This window comes from Corallococcus sp. AS-1-6 (assembly GCF_020037015.1).
Lineage (GTDB): Bacteria > Myxococcota > Myxococcia > Myxococcales > Myxococcaceae > Corallococcus.
This window is the reverse complement of sequence record NZ_JAIQDE010000040.1, coordinates 61,657-73,966: the sequence shown is the minus strand read 5'-3', so window position 1 is coordinate 73,966 and position 12,310 is coordinate 61,657. Positions and strand designations below refer to the sequence as shown.

Below are 12,310 nucleotides of genomic sequence, written 5' to 3'. Positions count from 1 at the left end.
CCAGCAGCGCCGAGAGCGCGAACGACGGAAGCGTGAGGCTTCTCTCGGGAGCGGCGGCTAAACCGGAAGCGGATGGGCTCCTGGGAGGGCTGTTGGCGGGCGTCCTGGCCTGCTCCGCGGAGTCGCCGGCCCCGACCATCGAACCCTCGCCAGTCCTGGCCGAGCACCGCACGGAGCTGGCGGAGAACGCCTCGACTGATGTCGGCGAGGACTGCACGAAGTTCGGTGCATCCGGATGCAAGTCAGGCCTCTGCCTGCACGCCGGAGCCATGCCCGATGAGGGTTATTTCTGTAGCCAGACATGCGTCGGCGAATCCCAGTGTCCGGCGCAGTGGAAGTGCTCGCGGGTGCATCCCGGAGCCAGCGCCCGCGTCTGTGTTCCCCCTGCGGATTGGAAGGGCGCCGCAGCGCCCTCACGCGGCTGAGCTCCCTCTTTCCTTCAAGCATTCTTCTCCGTCGGAGACGGTGATGTCTTTGTCTGTCCGGATTCTGTTGTGTGTCCTGTGTCTGGTTTCCTGGGGGGCGGCGGAGGCAGGTCCCACATGCTCCGACGGGGAAACCACTTCATGCACCACCAGTGGAGGGTGCAAGGGCGTCAGGCAGTGCTCGGCACCGCCCGGAGACGTGGGGGAGTGGGGGGACTGCATGGCTGGTACCCAGCCCCAAGCCTGCGGCGCGTGTGGCACGGGCGGAACCGCGATGTGCCTGGATGGCGAGACGCTGGGGACCTGTCAGCCTCCTACTGCAAAGCCGATGGACTACTGCGGCAACGGCTGCGACGACGATCGTGATGGCGAGGTGGATGAAGGCTGCGCGGGCAGCGCCACGTTCGACTACTGTGAGTTTCGACCGGGGTCCGGGTATGTCCGCTGGACTTGCGGATGTGGGGATGGGTTGAACGTTGGTTACTGCCTGGGCTCGGGGGACTCCCAGGCCTCGTGCAGCAGCCCGAACGGATGCTTGAAGGCCCTACTCTTCGGCCTTGGGGGAAGCCAGGCCGGAGGGAACTTCCAGTGCTGCGTGTCCAGCAAGTCCTGCAGTGAGACGGGCTACATCGCGGGCGAAATGCACTGTGGCACGGGAAGCTCGCAAAACTTCCAGTGCGCGCCCGGAGGGACCTCGTGCGAAGACAGCAACGCGTGTGGCAACACCTGCGCGGCAATCAAGCCACAGATTGATTCCGTCACAGGAGAGAGGACCCTCAGCGGCACCTATTGCGCGGCGGGCCCCGTGTGCGCCTACGCCCAGGGTGGCTTTGGCAACCCGGGTGGAGGACCCAGCGCCAGCTTCTACGGACAGTGCGGGATCATTCAGGAGGGATCGAATCCCCCCTATGAGGGCAAATGCCCGAACCCAGGCCCTGGTCCGAGTGCCTACGTGCCTGGATTCACATTGACAATGCCCCCGCCTGGACGCTGGCCAGGTGGCTATTACCCTGGGCGTGGCGGAGGAGGAGGCGGTGGTGGTGGTGGTGATGGCTGTTCCGCGCCGGTGGCTCAGCCCGAGCCCAAGAAGGACAACGTCTGCGAAGGGACTGTCGCGCCTGTGGCGGGGGCCGGCGTCTCCTCCATGTCCGCGCCCCGCGTCAATCTGAAGGACCTGACCACGCGTTTCAGCGCGGTGGACGTAGGTCTTAACGGCGAACTGGGCGGCCTGAACTTCGTGCGCAAGTACGTCTCCACCGACAACTTCTGGTCCTACCAGTCGATGTTGGGCAACAGCGTGGAGCCGTTCATCGCCAAGCCCTTTGGCTCCAGCCCGACTCGCCAGAGTTCCATGCGCTGGTGGCACACCCTCTACAGCTTCGTCCATGTCCAGGGGAGCGTTCCGGGGGGCAGCACCTGGGCCGTTCGCGATACGGAGGGCGAAGTTATCGAGTTCTCCGCCTGCCTGATAACCGGCTCCGGATGTTACGCCACGCTCCGCACCAACAGCCGCTGGTCCAATGCCAGTCTCTTCTGGGCCATCAACGGTACCTTCATCCTCACCAAACCAGGGGAAGGCCGTTTCATCTATGGCCACCGGTGGACGGCAACGGCTGGTGGCCTGGTGCGCCGCTTCTTCCTGACCCGCATCGAGGAGGATCGCCTGACGGGGACTCCGCGCGTCCGCCTCTCGCTGACGTACGCGACGCCTCCTCCATTCACTCAGGGCGGCCAGCAATTCGCCTGCCCTGGGGCGAGCGCCCTGGGCAACGGGGTCCCGTACCTCTCCACGGTCACGACAGAGGAGGGCAGCCGGCTGCGCCTGTCCTATCGGCCCGTCAATGCCGCCCCGGATGCCAATCCGGGGACGGAGTGCGTCCTGGACACGCTGTACCTGCGCAACAACTCCAACTCCTCCGATCTCTCTGAAACTGCGGTCGCGGTCTTCCACTATCCCCTTGGAACGGGCCTCACCTTCGAAAGGGCCGGCCTCCTTTCCCGGATTGACTATCCAGAAACCGGGGACAGCGTTTCCTACGAAGACACCACGGCAACGACCGCCACCGCCACGGCCTGGAGTGTCTCGGTCAATCAGTCGGCCCTGACGGGACACCAGTATCAGTCCGGCAAGGTGGCGTCCGTCAGCACTGGCACGACCACCAGCATGGCCATGAGTGCGGGGTCCGGCGACTGTGACGGTCCGGCCGCCATGGGCGGTGGATCGAACTGCGTACCGCCTTCGGCCGAGCCGACGACAGCGACTTCAGGCGACTCCGCCGGCACGTCGGTTCAATATCGCCGCAGGTTCTTCTCCCGCAGCACCCCTTATGCGCCCTACGCCATCCTGGACGGAGTCCAGGACACGTGCGTGTCGGGCAACTGCATGAGCTTCGCGGCTGGAGACATCAGCTATGGATACGCGACGCCAGCGGATGGCACGCTCTACATGAGCTCTGCCCTGAACAAGCTCGGGCGCTACGACGTCATCCAGAAGACCTTTGCTCCGGCGGGAACGGGCTCCGTGCCTGGGACTGTCAGCCCTGTGACGCAGGTGTCTCGGGCTTACGGTCAGGACTACTACGGCAACGGTGGTATCACGGGTGAAACGACGACCCAGGTGTTCGCCAGTTTCCCTTCGGGATCAATCCCCACTCCCTGGAAGCCGGTGGAGCTCTCCACGAACACCATGCCGTCCGTATTGCAGCCGAATGGTCAGGCCGTCACGCGGACCACCTACGACACGGCGACGCGGTTCGTGAAGTCCGTGATCCGCTCCGGCTTCACCCAGACGTTCAACGAGGTGACTGGGACGTGGTCAAGCCCCGTGGCCCGTCACGTCGGTATCTTCTATTACAACCATCTCAAGTGCTCTGGAGAGTCCGACACCGGAGGAACGGTGCTGAAGGAGGTCCGGGGGCCTTGCCTCGTGAGCGGTCCAGAAGCCACGGGCTGCACGGGCTCTGACTACCCCCTCACCCAGTATCGCTACTACGGGTCGCCCTCGGTGGAGCGCACCAACAACGCGGGACGCCTCTGGAAGATGTCGCGTTACACCGCTCATCAGGGTGACACCAATACCTGTTCCTCGTCACCGCTCACGACCGAATACCTCAATTACAACGCACGCGGCGTCGCGACCACGGTTATCAATCCCCAGGGCGGCACCATGACGATGACGTACCAGGGGGGACGCCTTGTGAGCGCGACAGGCGAGGGGCTGTCGACGACCCTGCGCTACGATGGCGCACAGATCCGTGCGATCCAGAAGTCTGACGGCGTCTGGACGGTCTACTGCTATCGGACGGGAACGACTGGAGCGGGATGCCAGGGCGGGCAGAAGACTTCCCAGCTCCAGTGGGTGGCGGTGGCGGATGATGAGTTTGGAGTGGACTGGAGCGAAAAGTCGGTCACGACCTACTGGCCCAATGGTGGGTTGAAGACCGAGGAGCGGCGTTCCCGCATCAATGGCGTCGAGGAACTCCGGACCCAGTCAACGCATCATCCGGATCCCCAATCTCGCCCCACTTACGCCCGGCAGGGCATGGGGACGGGGAGTTTCGCCGCCGTCAGCGGCTTCGACCTCAATAACAACCTGATCGCGACCAGCCGGCCCTTCAATGCCGCCCCCGACTTCTGCCGAAACCCAGATGCGACCCTCTCCGCACTCTGCACCCAGATGGGGTACGACTCGGCGGACCGCCTCAACCGCGTCTCCGAGTATCTGAGCGGGGGTGTCGAACAGCACACCACGATTGCCTACGATGCCCAGGGCAACGTGAACGCCGTTCGCGCGGGCTGTGCCAGCGCGACCGCGGGCTGTGGACTGCTGGCTTCATACCAGTACGACGACTTCGGAAACCTTGTTCAGACACAGCTCCCGCATGCCACCGGGCCGGTACGTCAGGCGTTCGACGCGCGCGGCAATCTGCTCGTGAAGCAGACGGAGGCCATGCGGTTGGCGAACGAGTGGTTGGAATACGGCCACGACATCCTGAACCGGCCCCTGAACGCGAAGCGTAGGAGCAGCGGCACCACGCCTGTCAGTGAGACGCTCTATCAGTTCGGCTATGATTCGGACGGAACGGTGCCGTCGAGCTGTGGCAGTAACGTGATGCACTCCGAGGGCAAGTTGCGATACCGGGACGACTCCCTGGGCCGCACCTGGTACCGCTACGACGTGCTGGGGCGGGTGGAGTCGGAGCTGAGGCAGCGGCAGGGCGACCCGGGATGCACGCCGGAATTGGAGACGCGGTACACATATGACAGCCTGGGTCGGCTGTCGGACGTCCAGTACCCCTATGGGCGCACGGTCACCTACGTCTATGGCACGCATGCGAACGCGCATCGGGTCTCCGCCGTCGACGTGACCCTGTTCACGAACTCCGGTCCGGAAACCCAGCGTCTGGTGAGCAAGGTGGCCTGGGAGCCGTTCGGCGGCCTGCGGGGTTATCAGATCAACCCGTTGCCCGCTCAGTCGACCCCGGTGGCAGTGGAGTACGCACTGGGGGATGACGGCACGCAGGCCCCCGCCAACTGCTCGGTGGCCGTCCCGTCCGCCGCGAACTCGGATCTGACGGGGCGGGTGCGCTCGGTGCGCGTGTCCCGGCATGACTTCAACCCGGGTAGCACGTTCAACGACGGTGGCATCTACAAGCGCACCTACACGTGGAACGCGGATCAAGTGGTTCGGACGGACACGTGCCTTCTGGGTGCGACGACCCCCAGGACGGAGCTGTATGCCTATGATCGGACCCTGAGGCTGACGTCCGCATCGAGGCCCACAGGCAATTGGGACGCAACCGGTGGCGCCTTCGAGCAGCAGGCATTTGGGTATGATCGCCGGGGCAATCGATCTCAGTTCACTCAGTTTGGCAGCACTTACCCATACTCGATCGCATTTGACACGGGGACTCGCTCGGATCTGCTGATGTCCGTGACGCCGCCCACTGGGCAGTACACGAAGACGAACTTTACCTACGACGCGGATGGCCGTGCAGTAAGCAAGGAGCTGGGACACTACACGTCGGGACAACCCGCGAACCTGATGGAGTTCCGCTACGCGCCTTTCGGCGCATCCGAAGGGCAGGGGGCAGCGCGTGAGTCTGTGTTTCGAGCCGTACGGGTCAACGGCTTGACGTACAACTACTTCTACGATGCCCTGGGACGCAGGCGCGCCAAGGTCAACCCCTTCAACCGGAGGGATGAATTCTTCCATGGGACGGGTAACCAACTCCTGGTGGACCAGGGATGGAATGAGGTCGTTCCACTGAACCAGGACAACTTCCGCGTGCTGGATGACTACGTCTGGCTCGGAGGGCGCCCGTTGATGATCTTCAGGGGGCGGCTGGACGCGACACAGAACGTCCGGGAGCCTGATTCGACCGTGGATTGCAGGCGTGATGGCGAAGCCGCGGCGTGCGGGGTCTATTTCCCCGTCACGGACATCGTGGGCAAGCCGATCCTCATGCTGAATGGCAGTGGACTTGTGGCAGGTGCAGCGGATTATCAGCCCTTTGGTCATGTCAACCGCCTTTCCACCTGGGACAGTTCAGGGCTTCCCTATCCGGATGACGACGCAGAGACCTTCGCTGGTTTCTGGCAGCCTGCGGAGAACAGCAATGTCCAGGTGGGCGCACGCGCTCGGTTCATGTTCATTGACATCCATGATGGGCAGGACGACGTGATGGTCTACTGGAATGACCCTGTGGCTCCCCAGGAAGTGAGCTATCAGGACCCAGAGATGAACCAGGTGATCACTCCATGGTTCCCGTTGCCCGCCGATGGGATGAGCGTGCATATCTCCGCGGGCCCACCTGATAGCTCCGGACCGAATACGTCCATGGGAGCGGCGCTGGAGAGCTTCGAATACCAGCGCTACCAGACGGGCGCGCAGCCCTTCTGGACGCCCCTGCGCTTCATGGGCCACTACTACGACGCGGAGACGGACCTCTTCGAGAACTGGAACCGCTACTACGACCCGAGCATTGGCAGGTACCTCCAGCCGGAACCGATGTTGGGCCGGGGACCCTCAGCGCTTCCTGCGTATGCCTACGCCTTGAGCAGTCCAATGTTTTACGTGGACCCGAACGGAAACGAGCCTATCGGCTTGAGTCCTGTTCCGTATCTGGCTGGGTTCTTGAGACAGCACTATGGGCGCAATGCAAACAATCAGACCGTCCCCTATGGTAGCCTCGCGGCAAATAACTGGGAGCTTCTGTCTGACGCGAAATCAATGTATCACCGCTTTGGTCCTGGCAATGAGCGGAACGAGAAGTGGGTTTCTCCGGACGGGAAGTGCGAGGCCGTATACAAGGATGGCGAGTTGGTGACGGACCCCCTGAACTACGGGACGTACAACTATTCCGGTCCTAATGGGATCGATGGCTTCGGCCATTTCGTTTACGATGTCATTCCCTATTGGTTGTATGGGAATACCCCGCAGCTCCCAGACCCCACGCCCATCTGGGCGCGGATCCTTGGACCCAAATTCTACTGACAGGGGTATCGTGAGGGTGTCGCGGTCGGGGGAGAGTTCCCGACCGCTGCCTCAGGCGAGGGGAGCGATGACGTGACGCGGTCAAATGACGGAGCGTCGCTTCGAACCCGCTGGGGCGGGGTTGCCATGTGCACGCTTGCTGGCGCTGCTCTCGGGTTGTTGGGCGACTTTGTTGCCCCAGGGCCAGCACCGGCGGCGGGCGACGTCCTCATGGCTCTCCTGTTGTCCCCAGTCGCCATTTTGGTGGGCGGAGCGGCCGTCACCCTCGACTCCAAACTCTTCGTTGTAGGCGGTCTGCTGTTCTGGCCCGGCTATTTTCTTCTGGCCAAGTGGTGGCTGCAGCGGGGAGTCATCTGGGCATTGCCTCTGATGTTCCTTTGGTGCGGGCAAGGCTGCTTCCAACTCGTCCATCGGTACTGGATGATCATGTCGGCGTAGGCGTGCGCCTGGGGCTGTGAAGGGCGGCTCTACTGGCCGTTCCGCTGTGAGGCTCGACCCCGCGCATCCTGGCGCGGTGCGGTCCAAGCACCCCGCACGGCGCGCTGCATCAACAGCTTGACCGCGCGGAGCGCGTTCTCGGCTGCTTGCAAATGGGTAAAGGGGGCTGGTATTTCTTCGTCAATCGAACGAACTCGCATGTTCGCGGTGGGCGGGGACGCGGGGCGGCTCCAGGTGGCAGGAGCCCCAGCGGCGGGAGACGGCGGTTTCTCCTCTGGTGTGTAGCAGCATGGGTGACGCGACGCGGTATTCGGGCGACGGATTTCAGCAGGTTCCGATTTCTTCGCCGTAAGAACGAAGTCATCCCAGCAAGACACCCTGGAGGGGATTCATGCTTCGCACCAAGCGTTTCGCGTGGACGTTGGCGGCCGTTGGAGTTTTCGCGACGGCGGGGCTCGTTGGCGCCTGTGACCCCGAGGACGACCCCACGCCTGGCACCCAGAATGACGCCGGCACCAACAAGCCGGACTCCGGCACCAACACCGACGCGGGCAGCAACACGGACGCCGGGACGAACACCGACGCGGGCTCGGAGACGGACGCGGGCACCACCACCGACGCGGGCTCGGAGACGGACGCCGGCACCACCACCGACGCGGGCACCCAGACGACGCTGCCCCTGGCGGTGGACGGCACCTGGGCGGCCAGCGGCTACATGGGGGATGGCTCGACCGAGGGCCTGCTGGTCGACGAGCCGGTCTGCGCCACGCCCCGGCCGGGCTCGGGCCTGGGGGCATGCCACAAGTTCACCTACAAGAAGGGTGGCAATGGCTGGGCGGGCGTCTTCTGGCAGTACCCGGAAGGCAACTGGAGCAAGGATACGCCCCCGAAGCCGGGCTTCCTGGTGCCGGACGGCGCGAAGGCCGTGACCTTCTACGCGTGGAGCGAGAAGGGCGGAGAGACCGTGGACTTCTTCGTGGGCTACGGCCCGAACTCCCGCGATGGCTTCGAGGTGAAGCTCAGCCCCCAGGCGGTCCTGACCACGGCGCCCACGAAGTACACGCTGGATATCAGCAAGATCCGCTACGCCGACGTGGCGGCGGGCTTCGGCTGGTCCGCTGGAGGCCTCGAAGAGCCGTTCGTGTTCTACATCGACGACATCCAGTGGCAGTGACCCCCAACTTGAGCGCCCGGTGCGCCAAACCAGGAACGTGAGCGGACGATGAAAGCGGGAACGGCGGTGTTGACGGTCGATGCGGCGGGCATGCGCGCGCAGAACAGCGGCCTGCTGCTGAACATGATCTGGCGCGAGCGTCAGATCTCCCGGGCGGAGATCGCCCGGCGCACGGAGCTCAGCCCGTCGACCGTCTCCGCCATCGTCGCGGACCTGGAGCAGGCGGGCCTGGTGCGCAGCATCGGCGCCGGGGTCTCCCGCGGAGGCCGCCGTCCCACCCTCATCGGCTTCTGCGATGAGGCGTTCAGCCTGGTGGGCGTCGAGCTGGGCGCCTCCCACGTCACCGTCGTCCTCACGGACCTCCGCGGCCGCGTGCGCACGCAGAGCAAGGCGAGCCACGCGGTGCGCGGCGATCCGGAAGGGTCGCTGCAGAAGGCGAAGGAGCTGGTCCAGGAGTGCCTGGACGCCGAGCGCGTTCCGCGCCGCTCCGTGGTCGGCATGGGGGTGGCCGTGCCCAGCCCCGTGCACCCGGCGTCCCCCGGCAAGATGTCCCCCCTCATCCTCCCCGCGTGGAAGCACGTGGACGTGAAGGAGTGGTTCGAGACCACCTTCGACATGCCGGTGTTCGTGGACAACGACGCGAACCTCGGCGCGCTGTCGGAGTGCTTCTGGGGCGCGGGCGCCAACGGCGAGGATCTCACGTACATCAAGCTGGCCACCGGTATCGGCGCCGGTCACATCATCCACGGCGACGTGTACCGGGGCGCTGGCGGAACGGCCGGTGAGATCGGCCACATCCCGGTGGACTCCAACGGGCCGCTCTGCGTCTGCGGCCTCAGGGGCTGCCTCGTCACGCTCATCGGCTCCACGGCGCTCACGGAGCGCGCGCGCGAGCTCATGGGCACCCGCGGCCGCAAGGGCCCCACCGTGCGCGACCTGGTGGAGGGCGCCCGCACGGGCGACGCCGCCGCGAAGCAGATCATCGACGGCATGGGCGCCTACCTGGGCATCGCCGTGGGCGGCCTGCTCAACCTGCTCAACCCCGCCATCGTCGTGCTGGGCGGGGAGATCTCCTCCGTGGGCGAGATGCTGCTCGACCCCTTGCGCGCGTCCGTGCGGCAGCGCGCCCTGTCCGTCTCCATGGCGGAGACGCGCATCGTCACGTCGACGCTGGGGGAGCGGGCCATCGCCGTGGGCGCGGCCACCCTGGTGCTCCAGGCGGCGCTGCGCGACCGCTCCCTCTTTCCCACGCAGTCCGTCGGGAGAAGTGCATGACTTCGCGCCGTCTTGTCCTCGCCCTGGCCCTCTCGGGCCTGGGAATGGCTTCGTGTGATCCGGCAGCAGGTCTGGATAACAAGCAAAGCGAGCAACCCAAGCCCGTAACGGAGCAGCCGGGCACGGGCTGGGAGATCGTCTGGCAGGACGAGTTCGACGGTCCGGCGGGCTCGCTGCCTTCCAGGGACAACTGGGTCCCGGACGTGGGCGGGGACGGGTGGGGCAACGGCCAGTACGAGTTCAACACCGCGCGGGCGGAGAACGCGTCGCTGGACGGCGAGGGCCACCTGGCCATCACCGCGCGCCGGGAGCGCTACGGCAACAACGACTACACGTCCGCGCGCCTCACGACGAAGAACCGCTACGCCAAGACCTACGGCCGCGTCGAGGCGCGCATCAAGCTGCCTACGGGCCGGGGCATCTGGCCGGCGTTCTGGCTGCTGGGCGCGGACGTGGACTCCGTCGGTTGGCCGGAGTGCGGCGAGATCGACATCATGGAGCACAAGGGGCAGATCCCCTCCGTGGTGAGCAGCGCGGTGCACGGGCCGGGCTACTCGGGTGGCTCGAACATCGGCCGCCAGCACGCCGTCTCCGGGCCGCCGCTCGCCGAGGACTTCCACCTCTACGCGGTGGAGTGGGAGCCGGAGCTCCTGCGCTTCATCGTCGACGACACCGTCTTCTTCGAAGTCACGCCGAAGAGCCTGCCGTCCGGCCGGAAGTGGGTCTACGACCATCCGCACTTCATCATCCTGAACGTCGCGGTGGGCGGATCGTTCGTGGGGCCGCCGGACGCCAAGACGGTGTTCCCGCAGACGATGAAGGTGGACTACGTGCGCGTCTACGAGAGGGCCGCGCAGTGAGGTTCGCCCGCGCGCTCCTGCCGCTGGCGCTGCTGGTGGCGTGCTCGTCCGAGCCGCGTCCCCGGCCGCCGGGCGTGCTCTTCGTCTCCGTGGAGCAGCAGAGCGCGTGGGTGCGCAACTTCAACCCGCTGTTCGCGGGCGCCGGTGCGCGCTGGCCCACCCGGGCGGGCGTGTACGAGTGCATGGAGATCTTCAGCTCCGCGCAGGGCCAGTGGGTGCCGTGGCTCGCCACCGGCCACGCCTGGTCCGAGGATCAGCGCACGCTGCGCTTCACCCTGCGCGACGGCGTCCTCTGGTCCGACGGCAAGCCCTTCACCGCGGACGACGTCGTCTTCACCTTCGGCCTGCTCAAGCAGCACCCGGCGCTGGACGCGGGCGGCGTGTGGCGCTTCCTCACGGACGTGAAGGCCGAAGGCAAGGGCACCGTCGCCTTCAGCTTCTCGCGCGTGTACCTGCCGGGCTTCAGCGACCTGGCGCACCAGATCATCGTGCCCCAGCACGTGTGGAAGGACGTCGCGGACCCGGTGACGTTCACCAACCCGGAGCCGGTGGCCACCGGGCCCTTCACCCAGGTGACGCTGTTCCGCAACCAGGTCTACGAGCTGGGCAGGAACCCGCACTACTGGCAGCCCGGCAGGCCCGCGGTGTCCGCGCTGCGCTTCCTCGCGTTCCCCACCAACGACCAGGCCAACATGGCGCTGGTGGAGGGAGAGGTCGACTGGGCGGGCAACTTCGTGCCGGCGGTGGACCGCACCTTCGTGTCGCGGGACCCCGCGCACCACGCGCGCTGGTTCCCGCTCTACGGCAGCACCGTCTTCCTCTACCCCAACACCACGCGCCCGCCGCTGGACGACGTGCGCGTGCGCAAGGCGCTGAGCATGGCGCTGGACCGCGACCGGCTGGTGGAGGTGGCCATGTATGGCTACACCCGCCCCGCGGACGCCACCGCCCTCAACGACGCGTACACCGGCTGGAAGGACGCGGAGGTGGCGAAGGACACGTGGACGCGCCACGACCTGGACGCGGCCAACAAGCTCCTGGACGAGGTGGGCCTCACGCGCGGCGCGGACGGCCTGCGGCGCCTGAAGGACGGGCAGCCCTTCACGATGGACCTGGAGGTCGTGAGCGGGTGGTCGGACTGGGTGCGGGCGGGGCAGGTGGTGGGCCGCGACCTGCGCAAGCTGGGCATCGGCGTGACGCTCAAGACATACGAGTTCGGCACCTGGTTCACGCGCCTGCAGAAGGGCGAGTTCCAGTTGGCCATCTCCTGGTCGCTGGACGGCCCCACGCCGTACAACTTCTACAAGTGGCTGCTGTCGCCGCGCACGGTGCGGCCGGTGGGCGAGGTGGCCGCGGCCAACTGGCACCGCATGGGTGACGCGCAGGCGGATGAGCTGCTCGTGCGCTTCGAGCGCGCCGGCACGCCGGAGGAGCAGCACGCGCTGATGTCCCAGGTGCAGCAGCGCTTCTCCGCCACCGCGCCCGCGATTCCGCTGTTCCCCAACCCGTCCTGGGGCGAGTCCAACTCCTCGCGCTTCACGGGCTTCCCCACCGAGCAGGACCCCTACGCGCGGCTCGCGCCGCACGCGGAGCCCGACAGCCTGCTGGTGCTGACGCGGCTGTCCCCGAGGGAGCGCTGACC

The 12,310-nt window shown here is 66.0% G+C and carries 6 protein-coding genes; all 6 read left to right on the top strand.

All coding sequences use genetic code 11. From position 1 onward, the window contains the following. Positions 1-1,569 precede the first annotated feature (1,569 nt). The 6 genes from K8612_RS35845 (at position 1,570) to K8612_RS35820 (ending at position 12,308) form a co-directional block, all read left to right on the top strand. The gene (locus K8612_RS35845; RefSeq protein ID WP_223765548.1) at positions 1,570-6,921 is read left to right on the top strand and encodes an RHS repeat-associated core domain-containing protein; all 5,352 of its coding nucleotides are present in this window, start codon (positions 1,570-1,572) and stop codon (positions 6,919-6,921) included. A gap of 210 nt (positions 6,922-7,131) precedes the next feature. Continuing rightward, a complete protein-coding gene (locus K8612_RS35840) occupies positions 7,132-7,359 on the top strand; it encodes a hypothetical protein (protein ID WP_223740212.1) in 228 nt (75 codons plus the stop codon). A gap of 391 nt (positions 7,360-7,750) precedes the next feature. Next, positions 7,751-8,533, top strand: coding sequence for a hypothetical protein (locus K8612_RS35835; RefSeq protein WP_223740211.1), 783 nt, complete (start codon positions 7,751-7,753; stop codon positions 8,531-8,533). A 48-nt stretch (positions 8,534-8,581) separates the two neighbouring features. After that, the gene (locus tag K8612_RS35830) at positions 8,582-9,808 is read left to right on the top strand and encodes an ROK family transcriptional regulator (RefSeq protein ID WP_223740210.1); all 1,227 of its coding nucleotides are present in this window, start codon (positions 8,582-8,584) and stop codon (positions 9,806-9,808) included. Continuing rightward, entirely contained in the window at positions 9,805-10,668 is an 864-nt protein-coding gene (locus tag K8612_RS35825; protein WP_223765547.1) for a family 16 glycosylhydrolase, read from the top strand. Before K8612_RS35830 ends, K8612_RS35825 begins: the two co-directional genes overlap by 4 nt. Then, entirely contained in the window at positions 10,665-12,308 is a 1,644-nt protein-coding gene (locus K8612_RS35820) for an ABC transporter substrate-binding protein (protein WP_223740208.1), read from the top strand. Before K8612_RS35825 ends, K8612_RS35820 begins: the two co-directional genes overlap by 4 nt. The last annotated feature ends 2 nt before the right edge of the window (positions 12,309-12,310 follow it).